Origin of the sequence: Mycobacterium sp. DL440, from assembly GCF_011745145.1 — a bacterium.
Lineage (GTDB): Bacteria > Actinomycetota > Actinomycetes > Mycobacteriales > Mycobacteriaceae > Mycobacterium.
This window is the reverse complement of sequence record NZ_CP050191.1, coordinates 3,585,909-3,606,379: the sequence shown is the minus strand read 5'-3', so window position 1 is coordinate 3,606,379 and position 20,471 is coordinate 3,585,909. Positions and strand designations below refer to the sequence as shown.

21 protein-coding genes are annotated in these 20,471 nt (G+C 66.8%); 11 read left to right on the top strand and 10 right to left on the bottom strand.

What is annotated here, in order from left to right; all coding sequences use genetic code 11:
- Nucleotides 1-2 precede the first annotated feature (2 nt).
- From HBE63_RS17345 to HBE63_RS17330, 4 genes are all read right to left on the bottom strand, one after another.
- A complete protein-coding gene (locus HBE63_RS17345) occupies nt 3-1,604 on the bottom strand; it encodes an ABC transporter permease (protein ID WP_166909918.1) in 1,602 nt (533 codons plus the stop codon).
- A 14-nt stretch (nt 1,605-1,618) separates the two neighbouring features.
- A complete protein-coding gene (locus HBE63_RS17340) occupies nt 1,619-2,512 on the bottom strand; it encodes an ABC transporter ATP-binding protein (RefSeq protein ID WP_166905839.1) in 894 nt (297 codons plus the stop codon).
- Nucleotides 2,509-3,174 (bottom strand): TetR/AcrR family transcriptional regulator, encoded by a 666-nt coding sequence (locus HBE63_RS17335; protein WP_166905838.1) that lies wholly within the window; start codon nt 3,172-3,174, stop codon nt 2,509-2,511. The genes HBE63_RS17340 and HBE63_RS17335 overlap by 4 nt, the downstream gene beginning before the upstream one ends.
- Before the next feature lie 150 nt (nt 3,175-3,324).
- Complete coding sequence (locus HBE63_RS17330) at nt 3,325-3,969, bottom strand: O-methyltransferase (RefSeq protein ID WP_166905837.1); 645 nt, start codon at nt 3,967-3,969, stop codon at nt 3,325-3,327.
- A gap of 174 nt (nt 3,970-4,143) precedes the next feature.
- Between HBE63_RS17330 and sigE the strand changes: the two genes are divergently transcribed.
- The 4 genes from sigE (at nt 4,144) to tatB (ending at nt 7,381) form a co-directional block, all read left to right on the top strand.
- The gene (sigE, locus tag HBE63_RS17325) at nt 4,144-4,923 is read left to right on the top strand and encodes an RNA polymerase sigma factor SigE (RefSeq protein ID WP_166905836.1); all 780 of its coding nucleotides are present in this window, start codon (nt 4,144-4,146) and stop codon (nt 4,921-4,923) included.
- A 77-nt stretch (nt 4,924-5,000) separates the two neighbouring features.
- Nucleotides 5,001-5,399: an anti-sigma E factor RseA gene (gene rseA / locus HBE63_RS17320; RefSeq protein WP_166905835.1), complete on the top strand. Its 399-nt coding sequence runs from the start codon at nt 5,001-5,003 to the stop codon at nt 5,397-5,399.
- Between the two features lie 78 nt (nt 5,400-5,477).
- Entirely contained in the window at nt 5,478-6,974 is a 1,497-nt protein-coding gene (locus HBE63_RS17315) for a S1C family serine protease (protein ID WP_166905834.1), read from the top strand.
- Between the two features lie 2 nt (nt 6,975-6,976).
- Nucleotides 6,977-7,381: a Sec-independent protein translocase protein TatB gene (gene tatB, locus HBE63_RS17310; RefSeq protein ID WP_166905833.1), complete on the top strand. Its 405-nt coding sequence runs from the start codon at nt 6,977-6,979 to the stop codon at nt 7,379-7,381.
- 4 nt (nt 7,382-7,385) lie between these two features.
- Here tatB and HBE63_RS17305 read toward each other — a convergent pair whose 3' ends face one another.
- The 4 genes from HBE63_RS17305 to HBE63_RS17290 all read right to left on the bottom strand — a co-directional run bounded on the left by HBE63_RS17305 (nt 7,386) and on the right by HBE63_RS17290 (nt 11,851).
- Complete coding sequence (locus tag HBE63_RS17305; protein ID WP_166905832.1) at nt 7,386-8,528, bottom strand: Mrp/NBP35 family ATP-binding protein; 1,143 nt, start codon at nt 8,526-8,528, stop codon at nt 7,386-7,388.
- A 49-nt stretch (nt 8,529-8,577) separates the two neighbouring features.
- Nucleotides 8,578-9,876: a lytic transglycosylase domain-containing protein gene (locus HBE63_RS17300; RefSeq protein WP_166909916.1), complete on the bottom strand. Its 1,299-nt coding sequence runs from the start codon at nt 9,874-9,876 to the stop codon at nt 8,578-8,580.
- Nucleotides 9,877-10,022: 146 nt separating this feature from the next.
- A complete protein-coding gene (locus HBE63_RS17295; protein ID WP_166905831.1) occupies nt 10,023-10,568 on the bottom strand; it encodes a DUF1003 domain-containing protein in 546 nt (181 codons plus the stop codon).
- Nucleotides 10,565-11,851, bottom strand: a complete 1,287-nt coding sequence (locus HBE63_RS17290) for a magnesium transporter MgtE N-terminal domain-containing protein (protein WP_166905830.1) — start codon at nt 11,849-11,851, stop codon at nt 10,565-10,567. The genes HBE63_RS17295 and HBE63_RS17290 overlap by 4 nt, the downstream gene beginning before the upstream one ends.
- A gap of 25 nt (nt 11,852-11,876) precedes the next feature.
- Between HBE63_RS17290 and HBE63_RS17285 the strand changes: the two genes are divergently transcribed.
- Complete coding sequence (locus HBE63_RS17285) at nt 11,877-12,842, top strand: CoA ester lyase (RefSeq protein WP_166905829.1); 966 nt, start codon at nt 11,877-11,879, stop codon at nt 12,840-12,842.
- Between the two features lie 41 nt (nt 12,843-12,883).
- Here the strand turns inward: HBE63_RS17285 and HBE63_RS17280 are convergent, their stop codons facing one another.
- Nucleotides 12,884-13,477, bottom strand: coding sequence for a DUF4190 domain-containing protein (locus HBE63_RS17280; RefSeq protein ID WP_166905828.1), 594 nt, complete (start codon nt 13,475-13,477; stop codon nt 12,884-12,886).
- Nucleotides 13,478-13,603: 126 nt separating this feature from the next.
- Between HBE63_RS17280 and HBE63_RS17275 the strand changes: the two genes are divergently transcribed.
- The 6 genes from HBE63_RS17275 (at nt 13,604) to HBE63_RS17250 (ending at nt 19,290) form a co-directional block, all read left to right on the top strand.
- Complete coding sequence (locus tag HBE63_RS17275) at nt 13,604-14,110, top strand: general stress protein (RefSeq protein ID WP_166905827.1); 507 nt, start codon at nt 13,604-13,606, stop codon at nt 14,108-14,110.
- Nucleotides 14,111-14,291: 181 nt separating this feature from the next.
- A complete protein-coding gene (locus HBE63_RS17270; RefSeq protein WP_166909914.1) occupies nt 14,292-15,689 on the top strand; it encodes an ABC transporter substrate-binding protein in 1,398 nt (465 codons plus the stop codon).
- Nucleotides 15,686-16,579, top strand: coding sequence for a carbohydrate ABC transporter permease (locus HBE63_RS17265; protein ID WP_166905826.1), 894 nt, complete (start codon nt 15,686-15,688; stop codon nt 16,577-16,579). The genes HBE63_RS17270 and HBE63_RS17265 overlap by 4 nt, the downstream gene beginning before the upstream one ends.
- Before the next feature lie 8 nt (nt 16,580-16,587).
- Nucleotides 16,588-17,412: a carbohydrate ABC transporter permease gene (locus HBE63_RS17260; protein WP_208301473.1), complete on the top strand. Its 825-nt coding sequence runs from the start codon at nt 16,588-16,590 to the stop codon at nt 17,410-17,412.
- A 4-nt stretch (nt 17,413-17,416) separates the two neighbouring features.
- The gene (locus HBE63_RS17255; protein ID WP_166905824.1) at nt 17,417-18,682 is read left to right on the top strand and encodes an ABC transporter ATP-binding protein; all 1,266 of its coding nucleotides are present in this window, start codon (nt 17,417-17,419) and stop codon (nt 18,680-18,682) included.
- Nucleotides 18,679-19,290 carry a suppressor of fused domain protein gene (locus tag HBE63_RS17250; RefSeq protein WP_166905823.1) on the top strand — a complete coding sequence of 204 codons (612 nt, stop codon included), beginning with the start codon at nt 18,679-18,681 and terminating at the stop codon, nt 19,288-19,290. Before HBE63_RS17255 ends, HBE63_RS17250 begins: the two co-directional genes overlap by 4 nt.
- Here the strand turns inward: HBE63_RS17250 and corA are convergent.
- Entirely contained in the window at nt 19,287-20,390 is a 1,104-nt protein-coding gene (gene corA / locus HBE63_RS17245) for a magnesium/cobalt transporter CorA (protein ID WP_166905822.1), read from the bottom strand. The genes HBE63_RS17250 and corA overlap by 4 nt on opposite strands.
- Nucleotides 20,391-20,471 lie beyond the last annotated feature (81 nt).

Sequence of the window (20,471 nt, the reverse complement as noted above, 5' to 3'; positions counted from 1 at the left end):
GTTCACACCGCGTCGCGGTTGCGATAGATCCAGCCCGCGACGGCCGCCAGAACCGTTGCGACGACGAGCATCACCATCAGTGCGGTGGCGGGGAATTGGCTCGGCACGGTGGTCTGTCCCACCGGGGACAGTTCGATCAGCCAGCGCGGGAGCCGTAGCAGCGCCCCGAGGTACAACGCGGTGATCACGAATGTGACTGCCAGCCAGGCGATCCACGGCGAACGCAGCGCCACGGCAAGGGCCGCGATCGAGGCCACCACCGCCAGTGCGGGTAGATATGCCAGTGCGGCCAGGGTGAGGCGGATGACCGTACCCGGCTCGCCGAGCGTCAGCCCGGCACCGAGGCCGTTGCCGAGCCCGGCGCAGAACATCAGTGCCGCGGCCCCGGTAAGCGCGCAGCCGACCGCGCCGAGCAGCCAGCGCCAGCGTGACACCGCACCGGCCAGCACCGGCTCGCCCAGCCCGTTCTGCTCGTCGGTGTACACCCGCAGCACCACCGATGCGACGTACGCGCTGGCTGCCGCGGCGAGGAACTGGGTCATCGTGGTGTAGATGCCGTCATTACCCGTTGTGGACAGCAACCTGGCGATCAACTCGTTGGTCTTGGCCGCGTCCAACAGCGCTTTCGTCATCGAGCCGAACACCAGCCCGGCCACGAACAGTCCCACCGCCCAGCCGATCGTCTGGCCGCGCTGCAGCGTCAGGTGCAGCCGCAGCGGGCCGGTGATGACTGGGGCGTCGGGTTTCTCGCCCGTGGATGCGATGGTGCCTGCGTCGTACTGGCGACGGCTCTCCAGAACGGCGGCCGCTGCCATCAATCCGAGCGCCACAATGACCAACAACCCGAACGGCCACCAGCGCAGATCGACGAACGGACGCATCTGCTGTGCCCAGGCGATGGGGGAGAACCAGCTCAGGGTGCTGCCGGAGTTGTCGATGACGTCACCGGCCCCACGGACCAGCGCGGCGACCGCCAGCGTCGCCATCGCCGCGCCCGACGCGGTGCGGGACTGACGCCAGAGTTGGGCGGTGACGGCGGCGACCGCGCCGAACACCATCGCGACCCCGGTGATGCCCAGAGACATGGCGGCGGTGTCGACGATCGTGAAGCCGGTGGAGGCCATCGCCAGTGTCATCGTGATCGCCAGCACTGCGTTGACTCCGCCGACCAGGGCCAGAGCTGCGGCGGTCCGTGCGTAGCGGCCCACCACCGAGGACAGCACCAGCTCGGCGCTGCCGTTCTCCTCCTCGGCGCGGGTATGACGAATCACGGTGAGAATGGCCAGGATCGAGGTGGCGATGGTCAGCGTGAGGGTCAGTTCGTTGGCCATCATCACGCCGAGGTCGGTCTCGTTGACGCCGAACATCGGGCCGCCAAGCATCATCCCGGCGGGTGTCTTGAGCAGATTGACCCGGGCCAGGCGTTGTTCCTCGCCGGGGTACGCCAGGCGAATTGCGTTGGGGGCGTACACCATCATCAAGGTGATCGTGGCGACCCACACGCTCAGCCGCAGCCGGTCGCGGCGCAGCGCCAGTCGCAGCAGGGTGCCGATGCCGGTCAACGGTGACGCGGTCGTGCGGGCCGGACCAGCGGGACGGGCCAGGGCGATCGTGGAGTTCACCGGGTCGCCCCCTGGTACTCGCGCAGGAACATGTCCTCCAGAGAAGCCGGTGTGACGGTCAGATCGTCGATGCCGAGGTCGGTCAGATGCTCCAAGGTGAACTCCAGGTCGGCCCGGTCCACCGAGAAGCTCACCGTGCCGTCGTTGCTCGCGAAGTCGTGTACGTACGGGGTGTTCTGCAGTGCCCGACCGTCCGAGCGGGTGCGTGCGGTGACCTTGGTGCGCATCAGGTGCCGCAACTCGGCCAGGGTGCCGGAACGCACCGTGCGTCCGGACCGGATGATCGTCACTTTGTCGCAGAGCTTTTCGACCTCGGCCAGAATGTGGCTGGACAACAGGACTGCGGCTCCGCTGCCGGCCACCTCGCCCACACACTGTTGAAAAGCGCGTTCCATCAACGGGTCCAGGCCCGAGGTGGGTTCATCGAGAATGTAGAGCTCGGAATGGCAGCTGAACGCCGCGACGATGGCGACCTTCTGCCGGTTGCCCTTGGAGTAGGTGCGGGCCTTTTTGTGCGGGTCGAGTTCGAACCGTTCGATCAGTTCGTCACGTCGCCGGGTGTCGACGCCGTTGCCGCGCAGCCGGCACAGGAAGTCGATGGCCTGCATGCCGGTCAGGTTGGGCCACAATGTCACATCGCCGGGGACGTAGGCGATGCGGCGGTGCAGGGCGACCGCGTCGCGCCACGGGTCCCCGCCCAGGAGGCGCACGGTGCCCCCGTCGGCGCGCAGCAGGCCCAGCAGCACCCGGATGGTGGTGGACTTACCAGCTCCGTTGGGCCCCAGGAAGCCCGCGACGTCGCCGGGGGACACGGTCAGATTCAGGCCATCCAACGCCTTGGTGCGGCCGAAAGATTTTGACAGTCCGCGGATTTCGACGGAGTTCTTCACGCTGGCTCCTTGGCGTCGGACGTGGAACTGGACGGGATGCCTTGTGCGCGCTGGCGCAGGAACGCGTCGTACATGGTGGAGTCGTTCATCAGGCCCTCGGTGTAGAGCTCGAGGGCAGGCAGCATCATGTCCTCGCCGTAATCGCGCAGCACCCGGCGCAGATCCGTTGGGTCGTCGTGCATCTGCAGGTACAGCAGAAACCCGCCACCACTGCATATCGCCATGAACCGCGCCCGTGCTTTCGGGTCGCGGCTGGGTTTGAGCACCCCGGTCCGCACGCCCTCCTCGAGGTACTGTTCGGCGTTGTCGACCATGGTCCGCCAGAACGTCTTCGCCAGATCGCTGCCGGATTGCATGCTGCGGACCAGGTAAGCCATCAGCGGCGCATAGGATTCGATCTCGGACATCTGGGCCATCCAGCTTGCGGGGTCACCGTTCTGCAGTGACTCGGACTTGGCCTCGCGCACCACCTCGGCCACATGGGCATCGCACGCCTTGCGGAGCCCTTCCTTGGAGCCGAAGTGGTGGATCACCAATGCGGCGCTGACGCCCGCGGCCTCGGCGATCGTCCGAAGCCCCACGCTGAATCCGTCCTGCCCGTACTGCTCGATCGCGGCGTCGCGGATCCGGGCCATTGCGGTTCGATCATCGACTGAACGCATGTTTAGTACGCTAAACGCGCGTTCAGTGCTCCGTCAAGGGGGGTGGCCCATCAGGAATCCGTAAAGATCGCGAAATGACCGCGAGCAGACACAAACCTGCCCTTTTTCACGCGAAATTGGGCAGGTTTGTGTCTGCTCGGCAGAGGAAAGTCAGTCGCGAGCGGCGGCCAGCAGGCCGTCGCCCAACGGGATCAACACCGGAGTGAGCCGCTCGTCCTCGGCGATCAGCCGCGCGGCTTCACGCACGGCGCTCACCTCGGCATCGTTCGCCGAGGCGTCGCCGGCCCGGCCGCCCAGCGCGGCCCGGTGCAGCACGATCGCGCCGCCTGAACGCAGGAGACGCACCCCTTCGGCCACGAATTGCGGCTGGTCGATGGGTTCGGCGTCGATGAACACCAGGTCGTAAGACCCGTCGGCCAGGCGGGTCAGCACCTCCTGGGCGCGTCCGCTGATCAGCCGCGTGCGCCCCGGGCCGACTCCGGCCTCACCGAACCCCTGCTTGGCGATGCGCTGATGCTCGGGTTCGACGTCGATCGTGGTCAGCACACCGTCGTCGCTCATGCCGGACAACAACCACAGCCCGCTGACGCCGGCGCCGGTGCCGACCTCGACCACCGCCTTGCCCCCGGTGAGCCGCGCGAGCACGCTCAGCAATGCTCCTACCGCAGGGGTCACCGCGCCCGCGCCGAGTTCTTCGGCCCGCTCACGCGCAGCCGCGACGATCTCGTCTTCGGAGATCGATCGTTCGGCATGCGTGACGATCGCCTCGGCGCGACCGGGGTTGGAGCTGACCATGCCCGCAGCGTAGGCCAGAGGCCGGGGGCGTCGTCGCGACACGCCCGGGGGTGGTGGGTATCACCCGCGGAAATTCGCTGGTGCGCGCAGGTAACCGGACGTATCGTCGGCTTTCTCAGGGAAAGTTCAGATTGCTCATATGCCTGCCACACCGGGATCAGGAACGGTAGCCGCATGGAACACGGCGCCCGCTGGCGCACTGCCCAGCACAACCAGGACAGCAATCGGAATAGCGAAGTCATCAGTCGTGTTGAGTTGAGTGAAAACTGTGATCAGGAGGATCCGACGAGCGCGAACGCTGTTACCTCGAACCCCGCCGCCCAGGCCGCCCCGGTGACCATGGCCCATCTGGAGCAATTCACCGCCGGCGAATGGGTAGAGCCGTCCGATGAGCTGACCGGCACCGCCGTTTTCGACGCCACCGGCGACCAGGCCGCCATGCCGTCGTGGGACGAGCTGGTGCGCCAACACGCGGACCGGGTGTATCGGCTGGCCTACCGCCTTTCGGGCAACCAGCACGATGCTGAGGACCTGACCCAGGAAACCTTCATCCGGGTGTTCCGCTCCGTGCAGAACTACCAGCCGGGAACCTTCGAGGGGTGGTTGCACCGCATCACCACCAACTTGTTCCTGGACATGGTCCGTCGCCGCGGCCGCATCCGCATGGAAGCGCTGCCCGAGGATTACGACCGGGTGCCCGCCGACGACCCGAACCCCGAGCAGATCTACCACGACTCGCGGTTGGGGGCCGATCTCCAGGCCGCCCTGGATTCGCTGGCGCCGGAGTTCCGCGCCGCGGTGGTCCTGTGCGACATCGAGGGTCTGTCCTACGAAGAAATCGGCGCCACGCTGGGCGTGAAGCTCGGCACCGTGCGCAGCCGCATTCACCGGGGTCGGCAAGCCTTGCGCGAGTACCTGGCGAAGCACTCGCCGGAAACCGCCAAATCCGCCTAGCGGTGGTTGGTGTTCAGCGCGTCAGGTCGCGCTACATTCGGGTCAGGACGTTTAGTCGTGGCGAGAGGAGCTGGGCGATGGTCGACCCGGGACATGTGTTCCGTCGGGCATTCTCCTGGTTGCCTGCCCAGTTCGCCTCGCAGAGTGATGCGCCGGTCGGCGCACCTCGGCAGTTCGGCTCGACCGAGCACCTGTCGACCGAGGCCATCGCGGCCTTCGTCGACGGCGAGCTGCGAATGAGCGCGCACCTGCGCGCCGCGCACCACCTGTCCCTTTGCCCGGACTGCGCCGCCGAGGTCGATGCCCAGGGTCAGGCCCGGGCCGCATTGCGGGACTCCTGCCCGATAGCCATTCCGAATTCCCTGTTGGGACTGTTGTCGCAGATACCGCACCACAGTCCGCAGCCCTCGGCTGACGTCGGTGAACAGCCTCAATTTGCTGATGACCCGACGCGGAGTCGGCGTAAGCGCCGGTAGGCTGGACCACAAGGCGATCAGTGACCGGCGCCGGCCTATCTGGCTGGGGCAGGCGCTCCGATAGAGAGTGATACACCGGTGACCAATCAGGACCAGTCCGACGAGAGCGGCCGTCTGGAACCGCGCCCTGTCGAGCGGCCACCCGTTGACCAGTTGTCGCAGCGCACGTTCGGCCGGCCCGCCGGTGTCGACGGCTCGTTCCTCGGTGCGGAGAAGTACGAGGACCAGGGCGAGTACGCCCCCAAGGACCTACCGCCGGATCCCGTGCTGGCCGAGGCGTTCAGCCGTCCCACCGACAACGGTGACTCACTGCAGCGTCATCCCACCGATGCCGGCGCACTGGAGGCCGAGCGGACCGCAGGTGACGACGACATCGACGATCCCTGGCGCAACCCGGGCGCCATCCCGGCACTGGGCACACCCGCACAGGCGCCGGCCGCGCCGGTGGTCGTACCGGCCCCGATCGGCAAGCTGGGCGCCCGCGAGGTGCTGTTCGGTGGCCGGGTGTCGTGGATCGCGCTCGTCGTGTTGCTCCTCATCACGCTCGTGGTCGGCGCGATCGGCGGCTGGGTCGGACAGAAGACCGCAGGCACCGTGCAGGCCTTCACCACCTCGAAGGTGACGCTCGAGACGGGCGGCCTGCCATCCCCGGACGCAGGCCGGTTCGCCACAGTCGCCTCGGCGGTCGAGGATTCGGTTGTCACCATCGAGGCCAAGAGCAAGACCGAGGGCTCGCAGGGCTCCGGCGTCGTGGTCGACGGCAAGGGCTACGTCGTCACCAACAACCACGTGATTTCCGATGCCGCCAGCAAGCCCGCCGACTACCAGATCACCGTGGTGTTCAACGACGGCAAGGAAGTGCCGGCCAACCTGGTCGGCCGCGACCCCAAGACCGATCTGGCCGTGCTCAAGGTCGACAACGTCGACAACCTCGTGGTGGCGCGGTTGGGCGACTCCGAGAAGTTGCGCGTCGGCGAGGAAGTCATCGCCGCCGGTGCCCCACTCGGCCTGCGCAGTACCGTCACCCACGGCATCATCAGCGCGTTGCACAGGCCGGTTCCGCTCTCGGGCGAGGGCTCTGACACCGACACCGTGATCGACGGGGTACAGACCGATGCCTCGATCAACCACGGCAACTCCGGTGGCCCGCTGATCAACATGTCCGCTGAGGTGATCGGCATCAATACGGCCGGAAAGTCCTTGTCGGACAGCGCCAGTGGGCTCGGCTTCGCAATCCCGGTGAACGAGGTCAAGGCGACGGTGGAAGCCTTGATCAAGGAGGGCAAGGTCGCGCATCCGACTTTGCTGCTCAGCGCCGTGACAGTGAGCAACAGTGTGGCCTCGGGCGCGCAGGTCCGCAACGTCAACGCCGGAGGCCCCGCCGACAAGGCCGGCATCCTGGAGAACGACGTGGTGGTCAAGGTCGGGGACCGCAAGGTCGCCGACGCCGATGAGATGGTCGTCGCGGTGCGTCAGCTCAAGATCGGGCAGGAATCGCCGATCGAGGTGCTCCGCGATGGTCGGCCGATGACGTTCATGGTCACGCCGATCGGCGACGATCAAAAAGCGCAGTAGCGATGTTCGCGAACATCGGGTGGGGGGAGATGCTGGTCCTGGTGATCGCCGGTTTGGTGATCCTGGGGCCGGAGCGCCTGCCCGGTGCCATCCGGTGGACCTCCGGCGCCCTGAAGCAGGCACGCGATTACGTCAGCGGTGCCACCAGCCAGTTGCGTGAGGACCTGGGCCCGGAATTCGACGATCTCCGGCAACCTCTCGCCGAGCTGCAGAAGCTCCGCGGCATGACCCCGCGGGCAGCGATCACCAAGCATCTGCTCGACGGCGACGATTCGTTTTTGACCGGCGCCTTCGACGACCGCAAGAATCAGCAGCCCTCCGTGCCGGGCGACAAGCCCGCCAGCGAGATCGAGGCCACGCCGGCAGACAAGTCGGCCGGCCCGACGTTCGACCCTGACGCCACCTAGGGTCCTAGCGCCGCGCCGTATCCAGCCCCAGCGACATCCCGGCCAGGCCGCGCTTGCGGGCCGACAATCCCTCGGCGATCTTGCGCAGCTCGGCGCCTGCCGCTGATTCGGGCGCCGACAACACCAGCGGTACGCCGGTGTCACCGGCCGCCACCAGGGCCGGGTCCAACGGGACCTGGCCCAGCAGCGGCACCTCGGCGCCAACCGAGCGGGTCAGCGAGTCGGCGACCTGACGGCCCCCGCCCTCACCGAACAGCTGCATGACCGAGCCGTCGGGCATCTGCAGGCCGGACATGTTCTCCACCACACCCGCGATGCGCTGACGGGTCTGCAGGGCGATCGCGCCGGCACGCTCGGCCACCTCGGCGGCAGCCATCTGCGGAGTGGTCACCACCAGGATTTCGGCACCTGGGATCAACTGGGCCACCGAGATGGCGATATCGCCGGTGCCTGGTGGCAGGTCGAGCAGCAGCACGTCCAGATCGCCCCAGTACACGTCGGCCAGGAACTGTTGCAACGCACGGTGCAGCATCGGCCCGCGCCACACGACAGGCGTGTTGCCCTGCGTGAACATGGCGATCGAGATGACCTTCACGTCGTGGGCGATGGGCGGCAGGATCATTGAGTCGACCTGTGTGGGCCGGTCGCTGGTGCCCATCATGCGCGGCACCGAATGGCCGTAGATATCGGCGTCCAACAGGCCGACGGACAGGCCGCGGGCGGCCATCGCGGCAGCCAGGTTGACGGTCACACTGGATTTGCCCACGCCGCCCTTGCCGGAGGCCACGGCGTAGACCCGGGTGAGCGAGTTGGGTTGGGCGAACGGGATCACCGGTTCACGGGAATCGCCACGCAGCAGCTTGCGCAGTTCGGCGCGCTGCTCGTCGCTCATCACATCCAGGCTCACCTTGACGGCGCCCGTGCCGGGCACGTCGGTGGCCGCGGCCGTGACGAGGTCGGCGATCTCGGTCTTCTTCGGGCAGGCCGCGGTGGTCAGGTAGATCTCGACATGTACGCCGTGGTCGGCCTCGATCGAGATGTTCTTGACCATGCCGAGTTCGGTGATCGGCCGCCGCAATTCGGGGTCGATCACCTTGGCCAGCGCGGCGCGAACCGCGGATTGCAGCTCAGTGGCAGATTCGGACATCACCGCCGAGTCTACGGCGAAGGCGCCGCGAGCTGGATTCAGGCCAGCGTCAGGCCGGACCTGGGGCTGGTCCCGGGGCGGGGCCGGGCATCGGCCCAAGCGCCGGAGCCGCAGGCGCGGCCTCGATCGGCGGGCCAACCGGGGCGGCGGGCACGGGTCCCGGCGGCGGAGCCTGCTGCGGTCCAGGTCCAGGTCCAGGTCCAGGTCCAGGGGCAGGGGGCGGTCCCAGCGGCGGAGCCGGAGCCGGCGGGGGGCTCTGCTCACCCAGGCAGAACACCACGCACGCAGGCTGGCGCGGTTGCTCCCACGGCGGGACCCACGGCGGCGGGGCGGCCGGCGTCTCCGACGGGATGGCCTGCGCCGGACCCGGCAGCGGGCCGAGCACCTGGCCCGGCGCGAAGCCGGGGACGTTCTGGGTGCCGGTCTCGTTGCGGTTGAGCAGCGGGATCAGGGCCAGTGGATCGCCCGCGGGCAGCCCGGTGGCATCAGCCGGCAGGCCGGGGCCGAGGCCTTCGGCATGGTCCAGATGGGAATCGCCGATCGGGGGAATGGACCCGGTGATCTCAGGCAGGTCTACCGGCACCACACCCGTGGCGTATGCCGCGGCCCAGCCCAGCACGTTTTGGGCGTAGGCCACGGAGTTGTTGTACCGGAGGATGGCCGTCATGACCTGGGACTGGTCCCGCAGGTTGAGCCCGCCACTACACAGGTAGCGGGCGGCCGCGAGCGCTGAATCGAACACGTTCTGCACATCGGCCTTGCCGTCGCCATCACCATCGGAGGCGTACCTGGCCCAGGTTCCGGGCAGGAACTGCATCGGGCCCATGGCCCGGACATAGGAGACCCGTCCGGCCTGGGCGCTCTGGATGATGACCTCGTTGCCCGGCAGGGTGCCGTCGAGAGCAGGGCCGTAGATCGGGCGCACCGCGGTGCCGCGGGCGTCGGTGGCGCCGCCGTTGGCGTGCCCCGACTCGATCCGTCCGATACCGGCCAGCAGATTCCAGCTGATACCGCAGCCGGGGTAGGCAGCGGCCATCATCCGTTCGGCATTGCGGTACGCCTTCAGCGACGTTCCCGGAATGCCAAGGGCGCCAGGGCTATTGACGACAAAAGCCGGCGGGGGAGCCGAGATGGTGTTCATCGACTTGATCCGGAAGTTCGTCGGGGGCCTGGCCGCGGCGACCACTGCCGGTCCCGAGCGGTCGATCTGGGGTTCCACGGCTGCCAGCGGCGTGATCGCGGTGTTGGACACGTCGACGCCCGAGGCGGAAGACCCGGCACCGGCGACCAGCACGATGGGAGCCAGGACGGCCACGCCGAGCGCGGGCGAGCGCACGAGCTGGCTCATACGGCGCCGAGCGGTTGCGATCACCGCTCCTCCCCCTACGCGCACTTACCCGTCCTTCGGTCAGCTTTGGCCAAATACCATGTTGTGAACCAAGTCACCATACATAGTCGCGGTTTCCGTTGTTACGACAATGGTTGACAGCGAGATCAACCACCGCGTTTGTACCGGCGCTCAGCCCCGTCGGCTTTGCTCGCGTTCGCCCGGTCGGTATCGGCCGGCAAGGTGAGTTCGGTGAGCAGGTCACGCAGTTCTTCCAACTCGCGGCGCAGGTAATCGCGGGTGACGACCTCGCCCACCGCCAGCCGCAGCGATGCCAGCTCGCGGGCCAGGTACTCGGTATCGGCCTTGGTCTGCTCCGCCCGGCGCCGGTCCTCCTCGAGCGAGACCCGGTCCCGGTTCTCCTGCCGGTTCTGGGCCAGCAGGATCAGGGGGGCGGCATACGCGGCCTGGGTGGAAAAGGCCAGGTTGAGCAGGATGAACGGGTACGGATCCCACTGGAATGCAAAGACGCCGATGTTGAGGGCGATCCAAACCAGCACGATGATCGTCTGGATCGCCAGATACCGGCCGGTGCCCAGGAACCGGGCGACCGTCTCTCCGACCCGGCCGACTGCCTCCACGTCGACGTGCAGCCCGAAACCGCGCGTGCCGCGGGGAGTGTCCAGCCGCTGGCGCGCCGTCGATTCGCTCATGAGCTCGCCGCCGGGAGCTCGGGCTCGTCGCGTTCACGCCAGTCGTCGGGCAGCATGTGGTCGAGCACGTCGTCGACCGACACCGCGCCCAGCAGGTGGTTCTCCTCATCGACCACCGGGCCGCACACCAGGTTGTACGCGGCGAAATAGCGGGTCACCGAGGCCAGGGAGTCGGCCGGGCTCAGGCTTGGCAGATCGGTGTCGGCGATGCCGCTGACCAGTGCCGCGGGCGGTTCGCGCAGCAACCGCTGCAGGTGGACGCAACCCAGGTACTGCCCGGTCGGGGTGGCGCTGGGGGGCCGCGTGACGAAGACCATCGACGCCAGCGCCGGGGTGAGGTCGGGGTCGCGGATCCGTGCCAGCGCCTCCGCGACGGTGGTATCCGGCGCCAGTACCACCGGCTCACTGGTCATCAGCCCGCCCGCGGTGTCCGGCGAGTGGGCCAGGAGCCGTCGCACATCCTCGGAATCCTCGGGGTCCATCTTGCGCAGCAAGGTCTCGGCGTCGGCCGGCGTCATCGACCCCAGCACGTCGGCGGCGTCGTCGGGGTCCATTGCCTCCAGGACGTCGGCAGCGCGCTCGGTGTTCAGCTGGCGCAGCACCGCGGCCTGCTCGTCCTCGGGCAGCTCCTGCAACACGTCGGCCAGTCGCTCGTCGTCGAACGCCCGGTACAACTCGTAGCGCCGCTTGACCGGCAGCTCGCGCAGGGCCTCGGCCACCTCGATCGGTCGTTGTCCCTCGAACTGCTCGAGTAGCGAGGCCACGCCCTGGTCGGGCATCGCCAGACCGGACGGGGTGAGTCCGTGCACGTTCTGCCACTCCACGACGTGGATGTTGGTGCGCCGCCCCAGGCGTCGTTGAGGGCGCACCGCCACCCGGGTCACCACCCAGTCGCGGGTCCGGGTCTGCTCGATACCCAGATCGACTACCACGACGTCGATTCCGGCGAGCTGCTCCAGATCGGGATCGTCGACACGCACCCGGGTTTCCAGCACCTGGCCCAGAACCAGCACCTCGCCGGGTCGTTGGGCGAAGCGGCGCAGCGACACGCTGCCGGTGGCCAGCGTCACCGAGCCGGGCTCGATCGCGGTGACCCGCAGGATCGGAACGAAAATCCTTCGTCGGGTGAGCAATTCGACCACCAGGCCGAGAACTCGCGGTTGCTGGCGGACGATGCTGATGCTGATCACCACATCGCGGACACGGCCGATGGACTCCCCGTCGGGGCCCAGCACCACCATCCCTGCAAGCCGCGCCGCGTAGACCCTGTTCACCGCCGCCATGAGTCAAAGGGTAGAGACTGTGGTCGTGGAGAACACGTATCGACCCCGCAGAACGTGCCTCTCGGTTCCGGGTAGCAGCCCGAAGATGATCGAGAAGGCCAGAAGTCTGCCTGCTGACGAGGTGTTCCTCGACCTTGAGGACGCGGTTGCCCCCGAGGCCAAGGCATCGGCCCGCACACAGGTCGCGGCGGCGTTGGCCGACGACGGCTGGGCAGGGCAGCTGCGTGGGGTGCGGGTCAATGACTGGACCACACCGTGGACCTACGCCGACGTGATCGAGGTGGTGTCCACTGTGGCTTCAGCCGGGGCGTCCATCGACCTCATCGTGTTGCCCAAGGTGACCGAGGTGGCACATGTCCAGGCACTCGATCTGCTGTTGTCGCAACTGGAGAGCACCCACGGCCTGGAACCCGGTCGGATCGGCATCGAGGCACAGATCGAGAACGCGCAGGGACTGACCAATGTCGACGCGATCGCAGCCGGACCACGGGTGCAGGCGCTGGTGCTCGGGCCCGGGGACATGGCGGCCAGCCTCAACATGCGCACCCTGGAGGTCGGCGGGCAGCCCGACGGGTATGACATCGGCGACGCCCATCACCACGTACTGATGCGCATCCTGATCGCCGCGCGCAGTCGCGGCATCAACGCGATCGACGGGCCGTACGTCAAGGTGCGCGATGTGGACGGGTTCCGCCGGGTGGCCGGACGCTCGGCCGCACTGGGCTACGACGGCAAATGGGTGCTGCATCCCGACCAGATCGAGGCGGGCAACGAGATCTTCAGCCCGCGCCAAGCCGATTACGATCACGCAGAGTTGATCCTGGACGCCTACGAGTGGCACACCTCGCACGCCGGTGGGTCCAGGGGAGCGGTGATGCTGGGGGACGAGATGATCGACGAGGCCAGCCGCAAGATGGCACTGGTGATCGCGGGCAAGGGCCGCGCGGCGGGAATGACGCGGCAGGCCGAACGGTTCCGCCCGCCGAGCTGACTCGGGTCGTGTGGTGCCGCACGGCAATTCGGTGCGGTCGCTTACGTGGAGAACACGCCGATCAGGAAGAACAGAATCACCAGTCCGTTGAGGATGACCCCGACCGCGCCGACGATGATGCCGGCGACAGCGAGGCCGTGACCCGGCTGTGGGTTCCGCTTGATCTGGTTGAGCGCGCCGATCCCGAGGCCGATGCCGATGAACGCGGAAAGCATTCCGATCGCGCACATGGCGAACAGCGGCAGCGACAGGATCGAGGCGACGAGCGATCCGATCGCCAAGCTGTTGGTGGGGTTCGACGGTGGCATCCCGTAACCACCGGGATATCCCGGGTACCCGGACATGCCGTAACCCGGTGGCGGCGGGTATCCGGGCGGCGGCGGGGGATAGCTGGAGGCACCCGGGAACGCCGGCGGCAGACCTTGCGGCGGCGGATAGTCGTACGGAATGTCGGCGGGGTAGTCGATCGCCGGCGGATAGGGTGCGCCGTATGACGGTTGCGCCTCGCCGGTATCCGGCCGATCCTGGGAGTGCTCGATCGAAGGTGCTTCGTAGCCGCTGGACAACGGTTCGGCCGGCTGGGAACCGGGGTCGGATGGCGGCGTTTCGCCCGCGTTGCCGTCCGCGTTTGTCATGCTGATCAACCTAGCGCACGCAAAATGACGCCACGGGGGCGTGACGCCGGCACCAATTCCGGTGTGAGGGCGTTGCTGTAACGAGAGCCGCCGCCGGGCAGGCGGTGCGGAGGAGAGTGAAGTTCGATGACGAGCCCATTTCAGTCCGGTCAGACACCGGGCGCCGCGCCTACTGCGCGTGGTGCGTTGCCGACACCGCCCAAAGGCTGGCCGATCGGGTCCTACCCGACGTACGCGGAGGCCCAGCGTGCGGTCGACTACCTGTCCGACCAACAATTTCCGGTGCAGCAGGTGACGATCGTCGGGGTGGATCTCATGCAGGTCGAGCGGGTCACCGGCCGGCTGAGCTGGCCCAAGGTGCTCGGTGGTGGTGTGCTGTCCGGCGCCTGGCTCGGCCTCTTCATCGGGTTGATCCTCGGTTTCTTCAGCCCCAACCCGTGGAGTGCGCTGCTCACCGGCCTGATCGCGGGTGTCTTCTTCGGCTTGATCACCTCGGCGATCCCGTATGCGATGGCTCGGGGCACAAGAGATTTCAGTTCGACGATGCAGCTGGTCGCCGGCCGCTACGACGTCCTGTGCGACCCGCAGGGTGCCGAGCAGGGTCGAAATCTGCTGGCGCGCTTGACGATCTGACTCGACGCGCTGGCCCGCACCCATCGCGGTGGCAAATGTCCGCAGGTCACGATTGTGACGCGGCGCGCCCAAACTGTTGGACATCCGCTCCGCAGGGCTCTACGGTTTGCGCGCGGGAGCCGCTCCGGCGTCGTGGGGGCCGCTCCGGCGGCGAGAGATGACTCGGACGGGAGACAAAGCGGTGCGTGCTCGGCGGCTATGTGCTGCGGCAGTGGCCGCGTTGACGACGGCTTCGGTGGTGTCGGCTTGTGGTAAGGGCGACGACGGGATCGTCATCAACTACTACACCCCGGCCAACGAGATGGCGACTTTCACCGCCGTCGCCAAACGCTGCAATGCCGAACTCGGCGACCGGTTCACCATCAAGCAGGTGAGTTTGCCGAAAGGCGCTGACGACCAACGGTTGCAGCTGGCCCGGCGGCTGACCGGCAACGACAAGACGCTCGACGTCATGGCGCTCGACGTGGTCTGGACCGCCGAGTTCGCCGAGGCCGGCTGGGCCGTGCCGCTGTCCGAGGACCCGGCCGGCGAAGCCGAGTCGGACGCAGAATCCAACACCCTGCCCGGACCGTTGGAGACGGCCCGGTGGCAAGGCAAGTTGTACGCATCTCCGATCACCACCAATACCCAATTATTGTGGTATCGCGCTGATTTGATGGATGAGCCACCGTCCACCTGGGACGGCATCGTCGCCGAGGCGACCCGCCTGCACGCGGCGGGCAAACCCAGTTGGATTGCGGTGCAGGCCAAGCAGTACGAGGGCCTGGTGGTGTGGTTCAACACCCTGCTGACCAGTGCGGGCGGTCAGGTGCTCTCCGAGGACGGCAAGACCGTCACGCTGACCGACACCCCGGAGCATCGCGCGGCCACCGTCAAGGCGCTGCAGATCATCAAGTCGGTCGCCACCGCGCCCGGCGCCGATCCGTCGGTGACCCAGACCGATGAGGCCACCGCCCGGCTTGCGCTCGAGCAGGGTAAGGCCGCGCTCGAGGTCAACTGGCCGTTCGTGCTGCCATCGCTGCTGGAGAATGCCGTCAAGGGCGGGGTGAACTTCCTACCGCTCGACGATCGAGCCGATCTCGCCGATGCCATCAACGATCTGGGCACCTTCTCGCCGACCGACGAGCAGTTCGAGTCGGCCTACGAGGCCAGCAAGGATGTGTTCGGCTTCGCGAACTACCCGGGGGTCTCCGAGGGCGAGCCGGCGAAGGTGACCATCGGCGGGCTGAACCTCGCGGTAGCCAAGACGACCCAGCACAAGGCCGAGGCGTTCGAGGCGATCCGCTGCCTGCGCAACGTCGAGAACCAGCGTTACACCTCGGTCGAGGGCGGCCTGCCCGCGGTACGTGAGTCGCTGTACGACGACCCGGCATTCCAGGCCAAGTATCCGCAGCACGCGATCATCCGAGAGCAGCTGACCAATGCCGCGGTACGCCCCGCGACCCCGGTGTATCAGTCTGTGTCCACCCGCATTTCGGCCACTCTGGCCCCGATCACCGACATCGACCCGGAGCACACCGCCGATGAGCTGACCGAACAGGTGCAGAAGGCCATCGACGGCAAGGGGCTGATCCCGTGAGCGCCACCACGACTGACAACCGGAGCTCCGAGCGCAAACTGGCCTTCGCCCTGATCGCGCCCGCGGTGATCCTGATGATCGCGGTGACCGCGTACCCAATCGGCTACGCGGTGTGGCTGAGCCTGCAGCGCTACAACCTGGCTGCCCCCGACGACACCGCCTTTGTCGGGTTCGCCAACTACGAGACCATCCTCACCGACCGGTACTGGTGGACGGCGTTCGCGGTGACACTGGCGATCACCGTTGTCTCGGTGACGATCGAGTTCGTGCTCGGCATGGCGCTGGCACTGGTCATGCACCGCACCATCTTCGGAAAGGGCGTGGTCCGCACCGCGGTGCTGACTCCCTACGGGATCGTCACGGTGGCGGCCTCCTACAGCTGGTACTACGCCTGGACCCCGGGCACCGGATACCTGGCCAACCTGCTGCCCGACGGCAGCGCTCCGCTGACCGAACAGTTGCCCTCGCTGGCCATTATCGTGCTGGCCGAAGTGTGGAAGACCACGCCGTTCATGGCGCTGCTGCTGCTGGCCGGTCTGGCGCTGGTACCGCAGGATCTGCTCAACGCCGCCGAGGTCGACGGGGCCGGAGCGTGGACGCGGCTGGTGAAAGTAATTCTGCCGCTGATCAAACCGGCCATCCTGGTCGCACTCCTGTTCCGCACCTTGGATGCGTTCCGCATCTTCGACAACATCTACGTGTTGACCGGGGGAGCCAACAGCACCGGGTCGGTGTCGATCCTGGGGTATGACAACCTGTTCAAGGCGTTCAATCTCGGGTTGGGTTCTGCCATCAGTGTGTTGATCTTCTTGTCGGTGGCGATCATCGCGTTCGTCTTCATCAAGTTGTTCGGTGCGTCGGCGCCCGGTGCAGAGGCGGAGGGTCGATGACTGAGCGAGTGGGTGCGCGACGCGCGACCGGTTGGACGGTCGTGAACATCTTGGTGGTGCTCTACGCGCTGGTGCCGGTGTTGTGGATCCTGTCGCTTTCGTTGAAGCCGACGTCGAGTGTGAAGGACGGCAAGCTGATTCCGTCGCAGATCACCTTCGAGAACTACAAGGGCATCTTCACCGGGAACATCTTCAGCTCGGCGTTGATCAACTCGATCGGTATCGGGTTGATCACCACGGTGATCGCCGTGGCCATCGGCGGCATGGCCGCCTATGCGGTGGCACGGCTGGACTTCCCCGGCAAGAAGTTGTTGGTGGGCGTGGCCCTGCTGATCGCGATGTTCCCGCAGATCTCGTTGGTGACACCGATTTTCAATCTGTGGCGCAGTATCGGCCTGTTCGACACCTGGCCCGGGCTGATCATTCCTTACATCACCTTCGCGCTGCCGCTGGCGATTTACACGCTCTCGGCGTTCTTCCGGGAGATCCCATGGGATCTGGAGAAGGCCGCGAAGATGGATGGGGCCACCCCGGCGCAGGCCTTCCGCAGGGTGATCGCACCGTTGGCGGCCCCGGGCATCGTTACAGCAGCCATCCTGGTGTTCATCTTCGCGTGGAACGACCTGCTGTTGGCGCTGTCGTTGACCGCGACCGAGCGGGCGATCACCGCGCCGGTGGCGATCGCGAACTTCACCGGCAGTTCCCAGTTCGAGGAGCCGACCGGGTCGATCGCGGCCGGCGCGATGGTCATCACCATCCCGATCATTATCTTTGTTCTCATCTTCCAGCGGCGCATCGTCGCTGGCCTGACATCCGGTGCGGTAAAGGGGTAATTGGATGGCCGAAATTGTGTTGGACCGGGTCACCAAGAGTTACCCCGACGGTGCGGGCGGCACGAGAGAGGCCGTCAAAGAGTTCTCGATGACCATCGCCGACGGTGAGTTCATCATCCTGGTGGGGCCGTCAGGGTGCGGTAAGTCGACCACCCTGAACATGATTGCCGGGCTTGAGGATATCTCGTCGGGCGAGCTGCATATCGGCGGTGAGCGGGTCAACGAGAAGGCGCCCAAGGACCGCGACATCGCCATGGTGTTCCAGTCCTATGCGCTCTACCCGCACATGACCGTGCGACAGAACATCGCCTTTCCGCTGACCCTGGCCAAGCTCAAGAAGGACGAGATCGAGGCCAAGGTCGCAGAGACTGCCAAGATCCTCGACCTGACCGAATTACTCGACCGCAAGCCGGCACAGTTGTCGGGCGGGCAGCGTCAGCGGGTGGCGATGGGCCGGGCAATCGTGCGCCGCCCCAAGGCATTCCTGATGGATGAGCCGCTGAGCAACCTGGACGCCAAACTGCGCGTGCAGATGCGCGCCGAGATCTCACGGCTGCAGAGCCGACTGGGCACCACCACGGTCTACGTCACCCACGATCAGACCGAGGCGATGACCCTGGGCGATCGGGTTGTGGTGTTGCTGGCCGGGGAGATCCAGCAGATCGGCACGCCCGACGAGCTGTACAACAACCCGGCGAACCTGTTCGTCGCCGGCTTCATCGGATCACCGGCGATGAATTTCTTCTCGGCCACCTTCACCGACGTCGGGGTGCGGCTGCCGTTCGGCGACGTCACCCTTACCCAACAGGTGCATGACCTGTTGGAGCGTCAGCCCAAGCCGGACAACATCATCGTCGGGATCCGTCCCGAGCACCTCGAAGACGCCTCGCTGCTCGACGGGTACGCGCGGATCCGGGCACTGAGCTTCCCGGTGCGCGCTGACATCGTGGAGTCGCTGGGTGCCGACAAGTACGTTCACTTCGCCATCGAGGGTGCCGGCGCCGAGGCGGCGCAGCTCGCCGAGTTGGCTGCCGATTCGGGCGCCGGTGCCAATGAGTTCGTGGCCCGGGTGTCCGCCGAGTCCACGGTGGCGGGCGGTCAGCAGATCCAATTGGCTTTCGACACCTCGAAGTTGGCGATCTTCGATGCTGAGACCGGGCTGAATCTGACCCGCGTCGAGCCAGCCGCGGAACCCGAGGAGGCCCAGGAACCCGAGGAAGCCCAGGAACCCGAGTCGGCCGAGGCGGCCGCAGAACCGACAGCAGAGTGATCGACGTCCTGGCTGCCGTTCGCGCCCGGGTGGGTGAATACTTCGGTGCGGCAGGCATTACCGCAGAACCTGTCAGCGCCAGCGTCACCTTCCTGGGTACCGAGCGCATCGACGTCCTGCGGTTCGGCCCGGACCTGCGCGCCGGTGGTAGCGGGCAGGATCTGTATCACTATGTGACGCTGGGTTGTTCGCGTCACCCGATGTTCGATCCGACCGAGCTGGTCTCCGATCCGATCCACGGTCCCCGGGCCGAGGTGGTGCTGTCGCTACGGGGGCCGACGCCGGGCGGGCTGGCTCGATCACTGGCCGTCCTTGCCGCCGCGCCCGCGGTGGAGGGGCTGGTCCTGGAAGCCGACGCGCTCGTCGATCTGGAGACACCGTTGTTCGAGTCCGGACCGTTCAGCGCATTCCTGTTGGGCGCCGGCGATATCGGCGAGGTGGCCCTGCCCGATCCATTGTCCGCCGTGACCATGTTCACGGCCACGCCGATCACCGCCACCGAGGCGGCCTGGGTCCGGCTCAAAGGTGCGGACGCGATGCGGGAGGCGTGGCAGGCCGACGGGGTGGACGTGCTGGATCCGGCCCGGCGGGCCGCAAGCCCCAGCTAGAGCCAATCGTTGTGGCGGAACGTGCGATACAGCACGAAGCAGATGGTGGCCATCGCCAGTAAGACGGCGGGATAGCCCCAGGTCCATTGTAATTCGGGCATGTGCTCGAAGTTCATCCCGTAGATGCCGGCCATCGCGGTCGGCACGGCGGCGATGGCCACCCACGCCGAGATCTTGCGCATGTCGACGTTCTGCTGCATGGCGACCTTGCCGAGTGCGGCCTGCACCAACGAGCTGAGCATCTCGTCGTAGCTCGTGACGCGATCGGAGGCCTGCACATTGTGGTCGTGCACGTCGCGCATGTACCTGCGTACCTCGACCGAGATCAGGTCGTTGTGGTCGGTCAGCAACCGCGCCAGCGCGAGGGTCAACGGCGCCACCGCCCGGCGCATTTCGACGACCTCCCGCTTGAGCAGGTAGATACATTCGATGTTGGTGTGCGTGCCGGGGGAGAAGATGTCCTCCTCCATGGCGTCGATGTCGGTCTCCATCAGATCGGTCACGTCGAGGTAGCTGTCCACCACGTGGTCGGCGATCGCGTGCATGACCGCGAACGGTCCGAGTTTGAGGATGGCAGGCGAGGATTCGAGCCGCTTCCGCACACCGGCCAGTCCGCCGTGTTCGCCGTGACGGACGGTGACGACGAAGTCCGGCCCGACGAAGATCATGATCTCGCCGGTCTCGACGATCTCGCGGGCCAGCGCCACCGACTCGTGCTCGACATAGTTGATTGTCTTGAGCACCAGGAACAAGGTCGTGTCGTAGCGCTCGAGCTTGGGGCGCTGGTGGGCGTGCACCGCGTCCTCGACGGCCAGCTCGTGCAATCCGAAAACGTCTGCCACCGACTGCATCTGGAATTGGTCGGGTTCGTGCAGCCCGATCCAGACGAACGCCTTCTGGCCCGTCTCCTGCAATTCGCGGACCTTGTTCAGTGCTGCGGCGTGGGTGTACTTGCCGGGTAATCGGTCACCGCCGCAGTAGATACCGCAATCGACCATCGCCCGGGCGACCGGAACGTGGATAGTCTTGGCGTCGGGGTCGGCGGGCCGGGGCCTTGCGGTCGAGCGCAGGGCCGGTGGCAAGGCGCGGAATGAGGGCATGATCTGCGACCTTCCTGCGCGGTGTGCAGCAACCTGTTCAGCACACCGAATGCTACGCGCAGTTACTGTTAAGTAACGCTC

Bases quoted from the DNA above. Each gene is read 5' to 3' on its own strand.
- HBE63_RS17335 (WP_166905838.1), bottom strand. From the start codon at position 3,174: ATGCGTTCAGTCGATGATCGAACCGCAATGGCCCGGATCCGCGACGCC.
- HBE63_RS17295 (WP_166905831.1), bottom strand. From the start codon at position 10,568: ATGAGCGAATCGACGGCGCGCCAGCGGCTGGACACTCCCCGCGGCACG.
- HBE63_RS17290 (WP_166905830.1), bottom strand. From the start codon at position 11,851: ATGGCGGCGGTGAACAGGGTCTACGCGGCGCGGCTTGCAGGGATGGTG.
- sigE (WP_166905836.1), top strand. From the start codon at position 4,144: ATGGAACACGGCGCCCGCTGGCGCACTGCCCAGCACAACCAGGACAGC.
- rseA (WP_166905835.1), top strand. From the start codon at position 5,001: ATGGTCGACCCGGGACATGTGTTCCGTCGGGCATTCTCCTGGTTGCCT.
- corA (WP_166905822.1), bottom strand. From the start codon at position 20,390: ATGCCCTCATTCCGCGCCTTGCCACCGGCCCTGCGCTCGACCGCAAGG.
- HBE63_RS17305 (WP_166905832.1), bottom strand. From the start codon at position 8,528: ATGTCCGAATCTGCCACTGAGCTGCAATCCGCGGTTCGCGCCGCGCTG.
- tatB (WP_166905833.1), top strand. From the start codon at position 6,977: ATGTTCGCGAACATCGGGTGGGGGGAGATGCTGGTCCTGGTGATCGCC.
- HBE63_RS17300 (WP_166909916.1), bottom strand. From the start codon at position 9,876: ATGAGCCAGCTCGTGCGCTCGCCCGCGCTCGGCGTGGCCGTCCTGGCT.
- HBE63_RS17280 (WP_166905828.1), bottom strand. From the start codon at position 13,477: ATGACAAACGCGGACGGCAACGCGGGCGAAACGCCGCCATCCGACCCC.
- HBE63_RS17255 (WP_166905824.1), top strand. From the start codon at position 17,417: ATGGCCGAAATTGTGTTGGACCGGGTCACCAAGAGTTACCCCGACGGT.
- HBE63_RS17330 (WP_166905837.1), bottom strand. From the start codon at position 3,969: ATGGTCAGCTCCAACCCCGGTCGCGCCGAGGCGATCGTCACGCATGCC.
- HBE63_RS17275 (WP_166905827.1), top strand. From the start codon at position 13,604: ATGACGAGCCCATTTCAGTCCGGTCAGACACCGGGCGCCGCGCCTACT.